Here is a 16,018-nt window from a genome sequence, read left to right on the forward strand (position 1 = left end):
CCTTTGGCGAATGCCTGGTGCAAGGTTCTGACAGCAAGATGAATGACCCTGTTCAAACGCCGGAACTGACCAGGCTGCTTGAAAAGGCAGAACAGGACGCCGAGCGGATTGTCGGCCTGCTGCGCATGCTGGTCGCCGCAGGGCTGGGTTTTTTCTTTTTGATGACGGTGCAACCCAGCACACGCGAGGTTCCGGTCGTGCTCGAACGGCAATGGGCCTATGCCATGGGCACGATGGCGGCCTATTTCGCCCTTGGCCTGGTGACTTGGCTGGCGGCGCGCCGTGCGCTGGTAACCGGGTGGGCTACCTGGGTGGTTTCAGCGGCGGATTCGCTGTTTCTTGTCGTCAGTGTCTGGCTGGGCATGCGCAATGTCGGCTTGTCCGGTGACGCGGTTTTCGTTCTGCCGTCGGTCTGGCTGGTCCCGGTTGTTCTGGCGTTTGGCGTGTTGCGCGGCAATGCCCGCGTCATGGCGGTGCAGGTGTCATTGCTGGTGGTGGGGTTGCTTGCGCTGGTGGGCCTGAATGCGGCATCGGCAAGAGGCCAGCAGGACAACGCGATCTGGCTGTTCCTGTCATTGCCGCCAAACCTGATCCGGGTTTTCATGATTTCCCTTGCGGGCGTCGTCATGATCATCGCGGCGCGGCGGGTGCATGCGCTGCTGTTTAAGTCGCTTGCCGAGGCCGAACAGAGGGCCAACCTGACGCGGTACCTGCCTGCGCAGGTGGTTCAGGATCTGGGCAGCGCGGGCCTGGAGGCGCTGAAATCCGGACGCCGCCAGATGGCCGGGCTGATCTTTATTGACCTGCGCGGGTTCACGCGCCTGTCCCAGCAATTGCAGCCCCAGCAGGTCTCGGAACTGATCGCGGATTTCAGGCGCCGCGTGGCTGGGGTTGTGCGCCGTGAAAACGGGATTATCGACAAATTCATCGGCGATGCCGTGATGATCGTCTTCGAAGGTGACCGCGCCGCCGAACGATGCCTGGCCTGCGGGTGCGGGCTGCGCAGGGAAATGCTGCGCTGGACGGCCGAACGCCGGCAGGCGGGGCTTCCTTCGATCGGGGCGGGGCTGGGCATGCATTGGGGCGAGGTGTTCATCGGCGTCATAGGCGACGAAGAACGGCTGGAGTTTTCCGTCTTTGGTGATGCCGTCAACATCGCAGCCCGGCTTGAAGGTCTGACGCGGTCGCTGGACATGGACCTGGTCGTGTCGGCAGACCTTTTAGATGCGGCGGGGGCGTCGGCGGATGGGCGCGTTGACGGCGATGTCCTTGTGCCGCTTCCGCCGATCCAGGTCCGCGGCCGCAGTGGCACGTTGGACCTGCTGGGGTTTGCATCTTGTGAAACGGGGAAAGACGCGCCGGGATCATGACCCCCATTCTATTGAATGGACAGATCCAAAGTGTAGCCAACGGTTTTGCCCGTATCCCTGTCATTGCCCATCAGATAGACTCGGATTGTGTAATCCCCACTTTCCGGCAGGTCGATAGTCGTGGCGTTTCCATCAATCGAGCCGTTGTAGATCGCGCCACCGTCGCTGCCCGGAGGCAGGATGTTGAAGTAAATGACCCCATGTCCGTTCGTGTCGCTGACGGTTAGCTCTGCGAACATCTTCTGGTTCGCCTGTGCGTCCAGGTGATAGTCGAAATAACCGTCCCCGGTGATCGTTCCGCTGACCGTTGTGCCGTAGTTTCCCGGCTCAAACTTCACCACGGCCGTTTCCTGCGCCGCGCAGATCGTTGCCGGACCCGTCATCAAAATGACCAAAGCAAGTGTTCTGAACATACCATACTCTTTCTGAATTTCCCGGACCGCACCCAGTGTCGCACGCCTTTGCGCATGGCACAAACCGCGCCCGCGTTTGCGTGAGATCAAAGACGCGCCCGTCCGGGGGTGGTTGTGATAGATTGAAACCGCGAACGCAGGAGAAGACATCAATGTTGGAGATTTCGGCAAGAAAAGTCGCCCAGGTCGCGATGATGGCCCGCGAGCTTGATCGCGCCGAAGGAGAATTGCGCGCCTTCATCGACCGCATGAGCGAGGATGAACAGGCAGAGCTTGTGGCCGTGATGTGGGTCGGGCGGGAAAGTTTCTTTGCCGAAGACCTGGCCGAGGCCATTTCAACCGCCAAGTCCGAAGCCTCGACCCCCTGCGCGGATTATTTGCTGGGCACACCTCACCTGGCAGACCACCTTGAGAACGGGCTGGATGCGCTGGGAATTTCTGCCGAGGATGTCGAAAACGGCCTGATGTAGCCGCGGGTGCGGATGCGCGCGGGGCGCGCATCGCAGGGGCTGCGCGTCCGGGTGTCAGGCCAGGTGATCCACCACCTGCAGATGCTGGGCCAGCCTGTCAATTTCGGCCATCCAGTCGCCAACCAGTTTCGGGTCGCTTGGGGCCGCGTGAACTCCGGCGGGGATGGAACGGGTCAGAACGGCCTCGACCGCCAGCGAAACCGGGACCGATACCAGCCGCGCCATCGCCGTGCCGCGCGCATCGCCCCAGGCATCCATGACATAGGTTTTGTGCCAGATTTCAGTGCCGTCTTTCTCGGCTTTCAGCCCCACGCACAGGACAACCCGGTCAGGTTCGCCCTCGTCATAGGCGTTCTCGGCCCAAAACTGATCCGACATCTCTTTCAGGCGCGCGTCGCCTTCGGGGCCGGAAAGGGTCTCGATCTCGGTGAACACGTCCGACCATGCATCTGCCCAACCGTTCAGGCGCAGGGTACCGCGGACGAATTCCTTGACCGGCCAGTGATCCTCGAACTGGTACTGCGCCATGAAGGGGAGCGAGTCGCGGTTTGGATAAACCTCAAAGCTTTCCGGCGCGGGCAGCGGCGCGATATAGCTGCTGATCGCGTCCCAGGGGCGGGCAACGTCCAGCGGGGCATAGTCGCGGATCGACTTGGATGGTGAGCGCAGCGCCTTCAGAACACCCAGGGGCGACCAGCTGAATTTGTACCGGAACGGGTTCGGGTTCTTGGGGATGCCGCCGCAATACGAGATAAAGCTCAGGTGGTTTTGCGGATCGAACGCGGCCGAGGCGCGGTAATCATCGACCAGCGCATGCGCCATCAGGTGGTCGATGCCCGGATCAAGCCCCACCTCGTTGACCAACGCCACACCGGCCTCACGCGCCCTGTCGTCCAACGCGCGCATTTCGGGCGCGATGTACGACGACGAGACGAAATTGGCCTGTTTCAAGATCGCCAGTTCCGCCAGCGGCACATGCCAGTCGCCTGGCAGCATCGACACGATCACATCGCCTTTCTCCAGCACCGCACCGAGGGCGTCGATGTCAAAGGTGCGAATGTCATCGGTCAGGTCACCGACTTCGGCCCTGGCTTTTTTGATTGTCCGGTTCCAAACCACCACATTGTGTCCGCCCTGAAACAGGCGGCGCAGGCCGGGGATGGCCGACAGGCCGGTGCCGCACCAGTGAATCATCATTTCTCAGATCCCTTTGATATGGGTTTTGAAGGTTGCTTCTGCCCGGCCCCAGACGCCGCTGTCCAGGTCGGTCAGGGTCAAAAGGGACGGCAGCAATTGCGCCGCATAATCCGCCGAGCTTTCGACCGGCAGCATCGACGGCAGGTTGTCGATCGCCGTCACGTCCATCACCGGATCGGTTGCCACCCGCAGGGCGGGGGCCTCCCAGGTGGTGGCGCGGTCATAGACCGGCACCGGGTTGTAATCGCTGTCCGGGTCGCAGGCCACGTCGCCGATGGCGGTCAGGTTGCGCGGGGCGGTCAGAGCATCGCGCGGAACAAAGACCGGCGTCCCAGGACGCGCAAGGATGCAGTTCAGGAACAGGTCATGATCCAGTATCTGGGGAAAAGGCCCGCCGCTGGCGGTTTCGGCCATGTCCCACTTGGTGACGCTGACGCCCATCGCTTCGCATAGGTCTGCCGCGCCTGCACCCACGCGGCCCAGCGCGCCGATGACTATGGCGCGGGGGCGGTCTGTGGCACTTGCGTCCAGTTCGGCCAGGACCTCGGCGTTCAGGGCGTCCTTGCTTGGGTAAACCCCGACGGGCGGACATTCTTCACCGCGTTGCTGCGCCGCCCATGTTTTCAGCGTGACCGCAGCCCCGGCATACCCGGCCCAATAGCCAAAGGCGGCAACCCGGCGGCCGTCCTCATCCACCAGGTATTCAAGGTCATAAAGCGTTCCGCCACCGGCCTTGAACCGCTCCAACAAGGCGCGGCCGGAATGCTGCCCCTTGTAGGCATGGCCAAACATGATGTGGCGATGGGGCAGGGGCGTGCCGTCTTCGGGCAGTTCCTTGAGCCCGAAGATGATCGCATCCAGCGGCGCGTCGGGCCACGCGTTCTCGGCCGCGATTTCACAGCCCGCTTCCTTGTAGCCGTCCAGCGGGATCGCACGGACCGAGCTTTCTTCGACGGTCACGCGGATGCCCGCGGCGATCAGCCTTTCGGCACCTTCGGGGGTCAGCCCCACCCGTTCTTCATTCGGGCGCTGCTCGGCCCGGACCCACAGATGTGTCATGTGATATCCCTTATGTCACAAGAACCCGGCGGCTCGGATCGCCTGAACCGAAGGCCGCGCTTCCATCGCCGCGCGAAAGGCGACTATTGCCGGAAAGGCCGAAACATCGACGCCATCACCTTCCAGCCAGTTGCACACCACATAGAGGTAGGGATCAGCGATCGAGAATGCCTCACCCAGAACAAATGGCCCGCGCAGCCCGTTTGACGAAATATAGGCGCAGGACTCAGTCATGGTCTCGGCGACCTTGTTGGTCATGTCCGCCCGGCTGGCATCCTTGTCGGCCCAGCGATGCCCGCGCTTTTTATGCGCGTGGTTCACATGCATGGTCGAGGCCAGATAGTACATCACCTCGCGCATCCGCGCCGCCAAAAGCGGGTCGGCAGGAACCAGCCCGGCCTCGGGGGCCTTGGCGGCGATATACTCCAGCAGCGCACCGGTCTCGGTCAGGATGCCGCCATCAACCACCAGCGCCGGCACCCGGCCCTTGGGGTTGATCTGCTTGTATGCAGGCCCGGTCTGCTCGCCCTCGGCGACGTTCAGTTGGATGGCCTCATAGTCAAGGCCGCTTTCTTCCAGCGCAATCGCGACAGCGACCGAGATCGTCAGCGGGGCACAGTAAAGTTGCATCGGGAAACCTCCGAGGGGCTACAGGTGGGTCTGCGCGAATTGCCGGTCGCGCGCTTCAAGATGGGGAACGGCGTTGAACAAGACCGGGCTCATCCGTGCGCCAATCGGGTGCAGACGATGCATCGAGGTGTTCATGATGGCAAGGGCAACCCGCGCCATGGCCGGGATATCCAGCCCCATCGCCTGACGAACCGCCATCGAAATCAACCCGCCCGAGGTCACGACGATGGCCGGGCCCGGTTCCGTTCCGATATCCCTCAGCGCGCCGGCCACACGGGTTTCGAAGTGTTCAAATGTTTCGGGCGTATCCTGGATGTCACCATTGGCCCATGCTGCAAACGTCATGGGAAGATGTTCGACAAAGCCTTCGCGATCGGTGGGAATCGCGACCCCATGCTGTTCTTCGAACAGTTTTGCTATGGTGAAATACTCGATCTCATTCAGGCGCTCGTCCTGGGACGGGGCGGGCAAACCCATGCTGCTGGCGGTTTCGACATGCCGGACAAGCGTCCCGCAATAGACGCGGGGATAGTGCGCGCCGGTCTCGTTCAGATGTGCCCCCAACCAGCGGGCCTGCTGATGTCCAAGGTCGCTGAGCTTGTCGTAATCGGCCTCGTTCCGGGCCTCAGTGTTGGCCTGGCCGTGGCGCACCAATGTTATATATGACATTCGGGTCCCTCTGCTGGGCAGAGTCTTAGGGCAGGTTCTTTCCGGGGGCCAGAGGGGTTCGAAGCTCAAGCCCGCTTTTCCCGGTCCACGCCAGTCAGCGCCTGCTGCGAAACCTCTGCCCGACCGGGCCAAACGGTCGATTTCTCATGTTGCGTAACGGAAAAAAGTTTCCTATAGGATACAAAACCGCCGCATGCGGCCGTATACCCCACATACCCGAGCCAGATTTGGGCACGCCCATGACCGCTGAAAACACAAACATGTCGTCGTGCGACGCCGGTTCACAACCACCGGTGTCAAACCACTGTTGCCCGATGCCGACAGGGTATCACAGACCGCGCAACATGACCGGGCTGGCGCTGGTCGCGCAATTCAACAGGAAAGGTCCCTGAGATGGCCGATGCTCTGAAACGAACCCCGCTATATGACCTCCACGTCGAACTCGGCGGCAAGATGGTCGATTTTGCCGGGTGGGACATGCCGGTCCAATACCCGATGGGCATCATGGGCGAACACAAGCAATGCCGCGAAAAGGCCGCCCTGTTCGATGTCAGTCACATGGGTCAGGTCATTCTGCGCGGGCCGGATGTCGGCCAAAAGCTCGAAACCCTGTGCCCACAGGCCTATGCGACACTTCCGGAAGGCAAGGCGCGGTACGGCTTCTTTACCAACGCCTCGGGCGGGATCATGGACGACCTGATCGTGTCGAATGCGGGCGATCACTACTTTGTCGTGGTGAACGCGGCGCTGCGCCACCAGGATATTCCGCATATGCAGGCCAACCTGGATGGCGTCGAAGTGACCGAAATCTTTGATCGTGCCCTCATTGCCATCCAGGGCCCCGCCGCCGAGGATGTGGTGGCGGCCCACTGCCCGGCGGCCCGTGACCTGACCTTCATGGAAACTACGGTTGCGCGGATCATGGGCGCCGAATGCCGAATCTCGCGGTTGGGTTACACCGGTGAGGACGGTTACGAAATCTCGATCCCCGAAGGCAAGGCCGTCGAGATTGCCCGTGCCTTCCTGGCGCATGACGATTGCGAACCAGCAGGCCTAGGCGCCCGCGACAGCCTGCGGCTCGAGGCCGGCCTGTGCCTCTATGGCAATGACATCGACCAGGGCACATCGCCGATCGAGGCGGCGCTGGGGTGGGCCATTCAGAAACGCCGCAAGGCCGAAGGCGGCTTTCCGGGTGCGGCACGTATCCAGAAAGAACTGGCCGAAGGCCCCGCACGAAAACTGGTCGGTATCAAGCCCGCAGGCCGCGCACCCGCCCGCCAGGGCGTCGAAATCCAGGATGATCAGGGCAACACCATCGGGCAGATCACGTCAGGCGGGTTCGGCCCAACCGTTGGAGGCCCCGTCGCCATGGGCTATGTGTCTGCAGACCATTCCGCGCAGGGCACCGCCGTCAACCTGATCATCCGGGGCAAGCCGCAGCCGGCCCAGATCGTGGCGCTGCCCTTCGTAACCCAAAACTACAAGCGTTGAAGTCAGGAGAGTTAGATCATGGCAACCTATTATTCCGAAGAACATGAATGGATCGACGTCGACGGCGACACTGCCACTCTGGGCATTACCAAACATGCCGCCGAGCAATTAGGCGACGTCGTGTTCGTGGAACAACAGGACGTGGGCGAAGAATTCGCCAAAGACGGTGAAATCGGCGTGATCGAATCGGTCAAGGCCGCGTCCGAGCTCTACGCGCCGGTCGACGGTGAAATCATCGAGATCAACGAAACCCTGGCGGACAATCCCGGCGCCCTGAACGAAGACCCCGAAGGCGAGGCCTGGATTTACAAGATCAAAATCACGGACGCCGCACAGCTTCAGGACCTGATGGACGAGGCCGGGTACAAGGCCTTCATCGGCTGACCCCGCCCCGGAGCCCTGCTATCGGGGCTCCGCCCTTTCATCTTTTTGCAAATACTCCCGCCGGAGGCGTCCACCAGAGCCGCCGGGCGAAACATCCCACCAGGAGCGCAACAATGGCCTTCAAACTGACTGACTACGAAGCCTACGATTTTGCCAATCGTCGCCATATCGGCCCAAGCCCGACAGAAATGCGCGACATGCTCAAGGTGATCGGCTTCAAGACGCTCGACCAGTTAATCGACGCCACCGTCCCGCCTGCGATCCGGCAGAAGGAACCGCTGGACTGGGGTCCGGCGATGACCGAGCGGGACGCGCTTTTCCACATGAAACAAGTGGCCGGCAAGAACAAGGTCCTGACCTCGCTGATTGGTCAGGGCTATTATGGCACCACCACGCCTGCGCCGATCTTGCGCAACATTCTGGAAAACCCGGCCTGGTACACCGCCTACACCCCCTATCAGCCCGAAATCAGCCAGGGCCGTCTTGAGGCGCTGTTGAACTTCCAGACCATGGTCAGCGACCTGACCGGTCTGGACGTGGCCAACGCGTCCCTGCTGGACGAAGCCACAGCCGCGGCCGAAGCCATGGCAATGGCCAAGCGCGGCGGGCGGTCCAAGGCCAACAACGCGGCCTTCTTTGTTGACCGCAACTGCCACCCGCAGACCATCGCGGTGATCAAAACGCGGGCCGAGCCTCTGGGCATTGACGTGCAAGTCGCCGATCCCGACGATCTGGATGCAGGCGCGGTCTTTGGCGCGATCTTCCAGTATCCGGGCACCTATGGCCATGTGCGCGACTACACTGCCGAAATCGCGGCGCTGCACGAACACAAAGCTATCGCCATCGTCGCCGCCGATATCCTGTCTCTGGCGCTGCTGAAATCCCCCGGCGAGATGGGGGCGGACATTGCCATCGGCTCGACCCAGCGCTTTGGCGTGCCGATGGGATATGGCGGACCGCATGCCGCCTACATGGCGACCACGGACAAGCTCAAGCGGGCGATGCCGGGCCGGATCATCGGTGTCAGCATCGACAGCCGGGGCAACAAGGCCTATCGCCTTGCGCTGCAAACCCGTGAACAGCATATCCGGCGCGAGAAAGCCAACTCGAACGTCTGCACAGCGCAGGCGCTGCTGGCGGTGATTGCCTCGATGTATGCGGTCTATCACGGCCCTGACGGGATCAAGGCCATCGCGCAAACGGTCCACCGCCGCGCGGCGCGCCTGGCGGCCGGGCTGGAAGAGGCGGGCTTTGTCGTCGAGCCGCACGTCTTTTTCGACACGATCACCGTCGATGTCGGCCACCTGCAAAAAACCGTCATGGAGGCCGCAGTCGCCCGTGGCGTCAACCTGCGCAAGGTGGGCGATACCAAGGTCGGCATCAGCCTGGATGAACAGACCCGGCCCGAGACCATCGAAGCCGTCTGGGGTGCCTTCGGCATCGACAAGAAAGACGACAACTCGAAAGTGGCCTATCGCCTGCCGGACTACGCGCTGCGCGAGACGCCCTATCTGACCCACCCGATCTTTCACAAGAACCGGGCCGAGGCCGAGATGACCCGCTATATGCGCCGTCTGGCCGACCGCGACCTGGCGCTGGACCGGGCGATGATCCCGCTGGGGTCCTGCACCATGAAACTGAACGCCACGATCGAGATGATCCCGGTCACCTGGCCCGAGTTCGGCAATCTGCACCCGTTCTGCCCAAAAGATCAGGCGCAGGGCTACACGCAAATGATTGCCGATCTGAACGACAAGCTGTGCCAGATCACGGGCTATGACGCGATCAGCCAACAGCCCAACTCGGGCGCGCAGGGGGAATATGCGGGGCTGCTGACCATCCGCAACTATCACATCGCCCGCGGCGAAGGGCACCGCAATGTCTGCCTGATCCCGACCTCGGCGCATGGCACCAACCCGGCCTCGGCGCAGATGGTGGGCTGGCAGGTGGTGCCGGTGCAATCGGATGAGAACGGCAACATCGACCTGAATGACTTCCGCGCCAAGGCGGAAAAGCATTCCGATCATCTGGCCGGTTGCATGATCACCTACCCCTCGACCCATGGCGTGTTCGAGACCACCGTGCAAGAGGTCTGTCAGATCACCCATGACCATGGCGGTCAGGTCTATATCGACGGCGCCAACATGAACGCCATGGTGGGCCTGTCGCGTCCCGGTGACATTGGCGGTGACGTCAGCCACCTGAACCTGCACAAGACCTTCTGCATTCCGCATGGCGGTGGTGGCCCCGGCATGGGTCCGATCGGCGTCAAGGCGCATCTTGAGGAACACCTGCCCGGCCACCCGGAATACGGCACCGCCGTGGGTCCGGTCTCGGCCGCGCCCTTTGGGTCTCCGTCGATCCTGCCGGTCAGCTGGGCCTATGTGCTGCTGATGGGCGGCGCGGGTCTGACGCAGGCGACCAAAGTGGCGATCCTGAACGCCAACTACATCGCGGCGCGTCTGGCCGATGCCTATCCGATCCTCTACACGTCCGAGTCCGGTCGTGTGGCGCATGAATGCATCCTCGACACCCGTCCGTTGGCGGATGAGGGCAATGTAAGTGTGGACGATGTCGCCAAACGCCTGGTCGACAGCGGCTTTCACGCGCCAACCATGTCCTGGCCGGTGGCCGGAACCCTGATGGTGGAACCCACCGAGTCGGAACCCAAGGACGAGCTGGACCGCTTCTGCGACGCGATGCTGTCGATCCGGGCCGAGGCGCAGGACATCATCGACGGCAAGATCGACGCAGAGAACAACCCGCTGAAAAACGCCCCCCATACGGTGCGCGATCTGGTCGGCGACTGGGACCGGCCCTATAGCCGCGAACAGGCCTGTTTCCCTCCGGGTTCGATGGGTGTCGACAAATACTGGTCGCCCGTGAACCGCGTCGACAACGCCTATGGCGACCGCAACCTTGTTTGCACCTGCCCGCCTATGTCCGAGTATGAGGACGCGGCCGAGTAACACCTGAAAACCCCGCCGAGTTTCGGCGGGGTTTGTTGCTGATCGGAAACTTGTGTTCCCGCATATGCCCTTTTGGGGTGTCGTTTTCCGCATCGAAAGCGTCTTTTTCGCTTGCTGCAGCTGCATTGCCCCCATACCCCTGTCCGCGGGACACCCCTCCCCAACGAGGGGCGTGTATCTGGAAGGGTAATACACATGACTATCGAACAACCGGCGACGCGGCCGGCGAATCCGCGTTTCTCCTCGGGCCCCTGTGCCAAACCCCCCACATTTGATCTGTCCAAACTGGCCGACGCTGCGCTGGGCCGTTCGCACCGTGCCGCTGTCGGCAAGGACAAGCTGAAGGCAGCCATCGAAGGCACGCGCGAGGTGCTGGGCATTCCGGCGGATTACAAAATCGGCATCGTTCCCGCCTCGGACACCGGCGCGGTTGAAATGGCGCTGTGGTCGCTGCTGGGTGAACGCAAGGTCGAGATGCTGGCGTGGGAAAGCTTTGGCGCGGGCTGGGTGACCGACGTGGTCAAGCAGCTGAAGATCGACGCCGAGGTAAAGACCGCAGAGTACGGTCAACTGGTTGATCTGGCCTCGGTCGATTTCGCCAATGACGTGGTATTTACGTGGAACGGCACAACTTCGGGCGTGCGGGTTCCCAATGGCGACTGGATCGCCGATGACCGTCAGGGTCTGACGATCTCTGACGCGACCAGCGCAGCCTTTGCGATGGACCTGCCCTGGGACAAGCTGGATGTGACAACATTTAGCTGGCAGAAAGTGCTGGGCGGCGAAGCGGCCCACGGGATGCTGATCCTCAGCCCGCGCGCGGTTGAACGGCTGGAAAGCTATACCCCCGCATGGCCATTGCCCAAGATTTTCCGCCTGACCAAGGGTGGCAAGCTGATCGACGGCATCTTTACCGGGGCTACGATCAACACGCCCTCGATGCTGGCGGTCGAAGATTACCTGTTCGCGCTGGACTGGGCGCGCTCGGTTGGTGGCTTGCAGGGGCTGATCGCCCGTGCCGACGCTAATGCCGGTGCGGTTCATGCCTTCTGCGACCAGAATGACTGGATCGCCAATCTGGCCGAAGATGCGGCGACGCAGTCGAACACGTCCGTATGCCTGAAATTCACCGATGATCGCATTCAGGACGGCGCGAGCTTTGCCAAGGCCGTGGCCAAGCGTCTTGAGGCCGAGAATATCGCGCTGGATATCGGCGCCTATCGCGACGCGCCTGCGGGCCTGCGCATCTGGTGCGGTGGCACGGTCGAGACCTCGGATATCGAGGCGATGCTGCCGTGGCTGGCATGGGCCTTTGAGGCCGAGATCGCGGCGCAGTCTGAGGCTGCCTGACTTTTCACCGGGCCGCCCAAGGCCCGGACCTTTCACAAAATTCAAGGACCAGAGAAATGGCCCCCAAAGTACTCGTATCCGACAAGCTTAGCGAAACCGCCGTGCAGATCTTCCGCGACCGCGGCATTGACGTGGATTTCATGCCCGACCTGGGCAAGGACAAGGACAAGCTGGCCGAGGTGATCGGTCAGTATGACGGTCTTGCCATCCGTTCGGCCACCAAGGTGACCCCGGCCATTCTTGAAAAGGCCGACAAGCTGAAAGTCATCGGCCGCGCCGGGATCGGCACGGACAATGTCGACAAGGAAGCGGCGTCCAAGAAGGGTGTGATCGTGATGAACACGCCGTTCGGCAACATGATCACCACCGCAGAACACGCGATTGCGATGATGTTCGCGGTAGCACGGCAAATCCCCGAGGCCAGCGCCTCGACCCATGCGGGCAAGTGGGAAAAGTCCAAATTCATGGGCATCGAGCTGACCAACAAGACCCTCGGCGTGATCGGCGCGGGCAACATTGGCGGCATCGTCTGCGAACGCGCGCTTGGCCTGAAGATGAAGGTTGTGGCCTATGACCCCTATCTGGGCGAAGAGAAAGCCGCCAAGATGGGCGTGGAAAAGGTCGAACTGGACGAGTTGCTGGCGCGCGCCGATTTCATCACTCTGCACGTTCCGCTGACAGATCAGACCCGCAACATCCTGGGCCGCGAAAACCTGGCCAAAACCAAGAAGGGCGTGCGTATCGTCAACTGTGCCCGCGGTGGTCTGGTCGACGAGGAAGCGCTGGCCGAGGCGCTGCAATCGGGTCATGTAGCCGGTGCGGCCTTTGACGTGTTCAGCGAGGAACCAGCCAAGGAAAACCCGCTGTTCAACCTGCCAAACGTCGTCTGCACGCCGCACCTTGGTGCCGCAACGACCGAAGCGCAGGAAAACGTGGCCCTGCAAGTGGCCGAGCAGATTTCCAACTATCTGCTGACCGGCGCCGTTGAAAACGCGCTGAACATGCCCAGCGTGACCGCCGAAGAGGCCAAGGTCATGGGCCCCTGGATCAAACTGGCTGGCCATCTGGGCAGCTTCATCGGCCAGATGACGGATGAACCGATCAAGGCGATCAACATCCTGTATGACGGCGTCGTGTCCGAGATGAATCTGGCGGCGCTGAACTGTTCCGTCGTGGCGGGGATCATGAAAAAGTTCAACCCCGAGGTGAACATGGTGTCTGCCCCGGTTGTGGCCAAAGAACGCGGAATTCAGATCTCGACCACCAACCAGGACAAGTCGGGCGCATTCGAGGGGTACATCAAGGTAACCGTCGTGACCGACAATCGGGAACGTTCCATCGGCGGAACCGTCTTCAGCGACGGCAAGCCGCGCTTCATCCAGATCAAAGGCATCAATATCGACGCCGAGGTCGGTGCCCACATGCTGTATACCACGAACGAGGACGTGCCCGGTATCATCGGCGCGTTGGGGCAGACAATGGGCAGCCACGGCGTCAATATCGCCAACTTTACCCTTGGACGTTCAAGTGCGGGCGGCGGCGCAATCGCCCTGCTGTATGTTGACGAGCCTGTCCCGGCCGAAGCACGGGCAAAGCTTGCGGAAACCGGCCTGTTCACGCAGATCAAACCGTTGGAATTCGACGTCGCCTGAACTGGGCCGTTGACTGTCTGAAAGACAAGATTGCCCGCGCCGGTCTGGCGCGGGCAATTCATTTTTCAGCCATCGTGTATCTGCCACCAGGCAATCATGGCCGCAGCCAGGGGGCCGCCGATGAAAGATCCAGTTTACGCCGTGGGCAACCTGCATGGAAACCAGCCCGAGTTCGAATGGGCCAGGTCCCTGATCCCTGGCAAGGCCGCGGGCTTTGGCATCCCTTTGTGACCGGCCGCCGATGGCTGTCAGATTTGCGTCGTCATGCGGTATCCAGCCGCAAAATACAGCTTGGCCAGGGTGACGGGTTGCCCCTGCAGCCAGGTGATGCGTTCGGTCGTGAAAATGGGCTCGCCCTCGGGGACGTCCAGAAACCCGGCGAGCGATGTATCGGCACGGCTGGCAAGAAAAGTCAGTTCGACATTGGTGAACGGGATGGTTTCGACCAGCCATTCGTTCGGGCCGGTTCCGGTGAAATCGGCCTGCGAAACCTGCGGCACGCTTTCAACCACGATCCAGCGGTCTTCGTATTGAAACGGCGTGTTGCCGGAATAGTGCATGCACCGCACATGCATGACGTCCTGACCCGCCCGCAAGGCCAGCCGCGCGCTGAGCCAATCGGGCGCGGTGCAGACCTCGCTGGAAACCAGGGCATAGCGGTAGGTGCCGCCCATTGCCTCGACCTCGTCCCGGACAAGCGGGATGGTAAACCGCGCCTGCCTTTGCGGCGCGCTCAATACCCGCGTTCCGGCCTTGCGCCTGCGTTCAAGAAACCCCTCATCGGCCAGCTCGCGCAGCGCCCTGTTGACTGTCGTGCGCGTGCAGGAAAAGGCAACGGCCAGTTCCTGTTCGTTCGGCAGTAGCGAATCCGGACGCCATTCTCCGGATCGGATGCGTTCAAGAACGGTTTGCTTGATGTCTTTATAGCTTGTGGTGTCGCTGTGCCGGGTCATCGTGATTTGGTCCTTTCGGCGGGTCTAAAGCCCAGCCGCAAGGCTGGCAACCGCCTTGCGATAAGACGCGACGATCGACGCGCGTGCGATGTGACACCGGCCACGGACCATGTGGCGCCCGGCGGACCACAGATCGGTTAACACCCCATCCGGCGCCGCAAATATCAGCCCGTCCAGCAATTGGTCATCTTTCAGGCCACAAAACGCCGGGTGGGTTCGGTCCAGGGCCACCAGATCGGCCAGCTTGCCCGGGGCGATCACACCTGAATTGCGACCCAGCGCCTGTGCGCCGCCTGTTGCGGCACCGGAATAAAGGGTCTGCCCAACCGACCCGGCCCCCCGGATCATGACCGCGCGTGTCTGATCCTGCAGGCGTTGGGAATATTCCAGGGTCCGCAACTCTTCGGTCAGGGAAATCCGGATGTTGGAATCAGACCCTATTCCATAGGCCCCGCCGCTTTCGACAAAGAGGCGGCCGTTGAAAATTCCATCGCCCAGGTTGGCTTCGGTGACGGGGCACAGGCCCGCAACCGCCCCGGACCTGGCCAGCGCCTGGGTTTCGGCCCTGGTCATATGGGTGGCGTGAATCAGGCACCACCTGTCGTCGACATCGGCATTGCCCAGCAACCATTCAACCGGTCGGGCACCCAATGCGGCCTGAACATCGGTGACTTCCTGTTGCTGTTCCGCAATGTGGATGTGAACCGGCCCCTGCGAGGCCTCGGCAAGCGCCACCTCAAGGTCCTGTGGCGCGGTTGCGCGCAGCGAATGGGGCGCAATGCCGACAGCCATGTCCGGGTGACATGTCGCGGCCCTGCATTCGTCGCGCAGCTTAAGGAACCTGTCGATGTCATTTCCGAATCGCAACTGGCCACCGGCCAGCGGATCACGCGATACGCTGCCATAGGTGTAGAGAACCGGCAAATGGGTCAGACCGATTCCGGTCATCTGGGCCGCCGCGAAAATGCGCTGGCTCAGTTCCGACAGCGCCGCATAGGGCACGCCGCCGGGTTGGTGATGCACATAATGAAACTCTCCGACCGAGGCATAGCCCGCCTCTTGCATTTCCATGAAGACCAGCGCGGCGATTGCTTCGACATGGTCCGGGGTCAGCCTGTCCAGGAACCGGTACATCAGGTTGCGCCAGGTCCAGAAGCTTTCGCGCCCTGCGACGCGCTGCTCGGTTCGGCCGGCCATCGCCCGTTGAAACGCGTGGCTGTGCAGGTTGGCAGGCGCGGGCAACAGAACATCGACCCGCGTGTCACCTGCAACCGCGGGGACACCATGTTCGATCTTGTTGATGTGCCCGTGCCCTGTTTCGACCCTCAGGTTCGAAACCCAGTCAGAGCCTAATAGGGCAGTTTTGGCGTGAATCATCATCCCACTTCCATTTTGTGTAGACTTTAAACTT

At 61.8% G+C, this 16,018-nt stretch carries 14 protein-coding genes; 7 read left to right on the forward strand and 7 right to left on the reverse strand.

The features are described from left to right. Positions 1 to 38: 38 nt before the first annotated feature. Positions 39 to 1,370 carry an adenylate/guanylate cyclase domain-containing protein gene (locus ACXAG8_RS10070; RefSeq protein ID WP_475223735.1) on the forward strand — a complete coding sequence of 444 codons (1,332 nt, stop codon included), beginning with the start codon at positions 39 to 41 and terminating at the stop codon, positions 1,368 to 1,370. A gap of 8 nt (positions 1,371 to 1,378) precedes the next feature. On the opposite strand, the gene ACXAG8_RS10075 is transcribed toward ACXAG8_RS10070, so the two are convergent. Next, entirely contained in the window at positions 1,379 to 1,783 is a 405-nt protein-coding gene (locus ACXAG8_RS10075; RefSeq protein WP_475223736.1) for a hypothetical protein, read from the reverse strand. Between the two features lie 152 nt (positions 1,784 to 1,935). Between ACXAG8_RS10075 and ACXAG8_RS10080 the strand changes: the two genes are divergently transcribed. Beyond that, a complete protein-coding gene (locus ACXAG8_RS10080) occupies positions 1,936 to 2,253 on the forward strand; it encodes a DUF3775 domain-containing protein (RefSeq protein ID WP_475223737.1) in 318 nt (105 codons plus the stop codon). 54 nt (positions 2,254 to 2,307) lie between these two features. Here ACXAG8_RS10080 and ACXAG8_RS10085 read toward each other — a convergent pair whose 3' ends face one another. The 4 genes from ACXAG8_RS10085 to ACXAG8_RS10100 are packed head-to-tail and all read right to left on the reverse strand — an operon-like array spanning position 2,308 to position 5,808. Beyond that, entirely contained in the window at positions 2,308 to 3,450 is a 1,143-nt protein-coding gene (locus tag ACXAG8_RS10085; RefSeq protein WP_475223738.1) for a saccharopine dehydrogenase family protein, read from the reverse strand. Positions 3,451 to 3,453: 3 nt separating this feature from the next. Further along, on the reverse strand, positions 3,454 to 4,509 hold the full coding sequence (locus ACXAG8_RS10090) for a saccharopine dehydrogenase (protein ID WP_475223739.1): 1,056 nt from the start codon (positions 4,507 to 4,509) through the stop codon (positions 3,454 to 3,456). 15 nt (positions 4,510 to 4,524) lie between these two features. Then, a complete protein-coding gene (locus tag ACXAG8_RS10095; protein ID WP_475223740.1) occupies positions 4,525 to 5,139 on the reverse strand; it encodes a glutathione S-transferase family protein in 615 nt (204 codons plus the stop codon). 18 nt (positions 5,140 to 5,157) lie between these two features. Further along, the gene (locus ACXAG8_RS10100) at positions 5,158 to 5,808 is read right to left on the reverse strand and encodes a histidine phosphatase family protein (RefSeq protein ID WP_475223741.1); all 651 of its coding nucleotides are present in this window, start codon (positions 5,806 to 5,808) and stop codon (positions 5,158 to 5,160) included. A 393-nt stretch (positions 5,809 to 6,201) separates the two neighbouring features. Here ACXAG8_RS10100 and gcvT point away from each other — a divergent pair, with 393 nt between their 5' ends. The 5 genes from gcvT (at position 6,202) to serA (ending at position 13,654) form a co-directional block, all read left to right on the forward strand. Then, positions 6,202 to 7,299 (forward strand): glycine cleavage system aminomethyltransferase GcvT, encoded by a 1,098-nt coding sequence (gene gcvT, locus ACXAG8_RS10105; RefSeq protein ID WP_475223742.1) that lies wholly within the window; start codon positions 6,202 to 6,204, stop codon positions 7,297 to 7,299. Positions 7,300 to 7,317: 18 nt separating this feature from the next. Beyond that, entirely contained in the window at positions 7,318 to 7,683 is a 366-nt protein-coding gene (gcvH, locus tag ACXAG8_RS10110) for a glycine cleavage system protein GcvH (RefSeq protein WP_475223743.1), read from the forward strand. Between the two features lie 113 nt (positions 7,684 to 7,796). Beyond that, positions 7,797 to 10,652, forward strand: coding sequence for an aminomethyl-transferring glycine dehydrogenase (gcvP, locus tag ACXAG8_RS10115; protein WP_475223744.1), 2,856 nt, complete (start codon positions 7,797 to 7,799; stop codon positions 10,650 to 10,652). 195 nt (positions 10,653 to 10,847) lie between these two features. Next, a complete protein-coding gene (locus ACXAG8_RS10120; RefSeq protein ID WP_475223745.1) occupies positions 10,848 to 12,002 on the forward strand; it encodes a phosphoserine transaminase in 1,155 nt (384 codons plus the stop codon). 56 nt (positions 12,003 to 12,058) lie between these two features. Then, the gene (gene serA / locus ACXAG8_RS10125) at positions 12,059 to 13,654 is read left to right on the forward strand and encodes a phosphoglycerate dehydrogenase (protein WP_475223746.1); all 1,596 of its coding nucleotides are present in this window, start codon (positions 12,059 to 12,061) and stop codon (positions 13,652 to 13,654) included. Positions 13,655 to 13,902: 248 nt separating this feature from the next. Here the strand turns inward: serA and ACXAG8_RS10130 are convergent, their stop codons facing one another. Together ACXAG8_RS10130 and ACXAG8_RS10135 are read right to left on the reverse strand one after the other, a co-directional pair. Further along, positions 13,903 to 14,607 carry a UTRA domain-containing protein gene (locus ACXAG8_RS10130; RefSeq protein ID WP_475223747.1) on the reverse strand — a complete coding sequence of 235 codons (705 nt, stop codon included), beginning with the start codon at positions 14,605 to 14,607 and terminating at the stop codon, positions 13,903 to 13,905. A gap of 24 nt (positions 14,608 to 14,631) precedes the next feature. Next, the gene (locus tag ACXAG8_RS10135; protein ID WP_475223748.1) at positions 14,632 to 15,987 is read right to left on the reverse strand and encodes a formimidoylglutamate deiminase; all 1,356 of its coding nucleotides are present in this window, start codon (positions 15,985 to 15,987) and stop codon (positions 14,632 to 14,634) included. Between the last annotated feature and the right edge of the window lie 31 nt (positions 15,988 to 16,018).

The organism is Ruegeria sp. ABD4_443 (assembly GCF_056160865.1).

What these genes read in the sequence shown, in the direction of transcription:
- ACXAG8_RS10135 (WP_475223748.1), bottom strand. Translation starts at nt 15,987, where the DNA reads ATGATGATTCACGCCAAAACTGCCCTATTAGGCTCTGACTGGGTTTCG.
- ACXAG8_RS10120 (WP_475223745.1), top strand. Translation starts at nt 10,848, where the DNA reads ATGACTATCGAACAACCGGCGACGCGGCCGGCGAATCCGCGTTTCTCC.
- ACXAG8_RS10075 (WP_475223736.1), bottom strand. Translation starts at nt 1,783, where the DNA reads ATGTTCAGAACACTTGCTTTGGTCATTTTGATGACGGGTCCGGCAACG.
- ACXAG8_RS10095 (WP_475223740.1), bottom strand. Translation starts at nt 5,139, where the DNA reads ATGCAACTTTACTGTGCCCCGCTGACGATCTCGGTCGCTGTCGCGATT.
- gcvT (WP_475223742.1), top strand. Translation starts at nt 6,202, where the DNA reads ATGGCCGATGCTCTGAAACGAACCCCGCTATATGACCTCCACGTCGAA.
- ACXAG8_RS10090 (WP_475223739.1), bottom strand. Translation starts at nt 4,509, where the DNA reads ATGACACATCTGTGGGTCCGGGCCGAGCAGCGCCCGAATGAAGAACGG.
- gcvP (WP_475223744.1), top strand. Translation starts at nt 7,797, where the DNA reads ATGGCCTTCAAACTGACTGACTACGAAGCCTACGATTTTGCCAATCGT.
- ACXAG8_RS10130 (WP_475223747.1), bottom strand. Translation starts at nt 14,607, where the DNA reads ATGACCCGGCACAGCGACACCACAAGCTATAAAGACATCAAGCAAACC.
- ACXAG8_RS10070 (WP_475223735.1), top strand. Translation starts at nt 39, where the DNA reads ATGAATGACCCTGTTCAAACGCCGGAACTGACCAGGCTGCTTGAAAAG.
- serA (WP_475223746.1), top strand. Translation starts at nt 12,059, where the DNA reads ATGGCCCCCAAAGTACTCGTATCCGACAAGCTTAGCGAAACCGCCGTG.
- ACXAG8_RS10100 (WP_475223741.1), bottom strand. Translation starts at nt 5,808, where the DNA reads ATGTCATATATAACATTGGTGCGCCACGGCCAGGCCAACACTGAGGCC.
- gcvH (WP_475223743.1), top strand. Translation starts at nt 7,318, where the DNA reads ATGGCAACCTATTATTCCGAAGAACATGAATGGATCGACGTCGACGGC.
- ACXAG8_RS10080 (WP_475223737.1), top strand. Translation starts at nt 1,936, where the DNA reads ATGTTGGAGATTTCGGCAAGAAAAGTCGCCCAGGTCGCGATGATGGCC.
- ACXAG8_RS10085 (WP_475223738.1), bottom strand. Translation starts at nt 3,450, where the DNA reads ATGATGATTCACTGGTGCGGCACCGGCCTGTCGGCCATCCCCGGCCTG.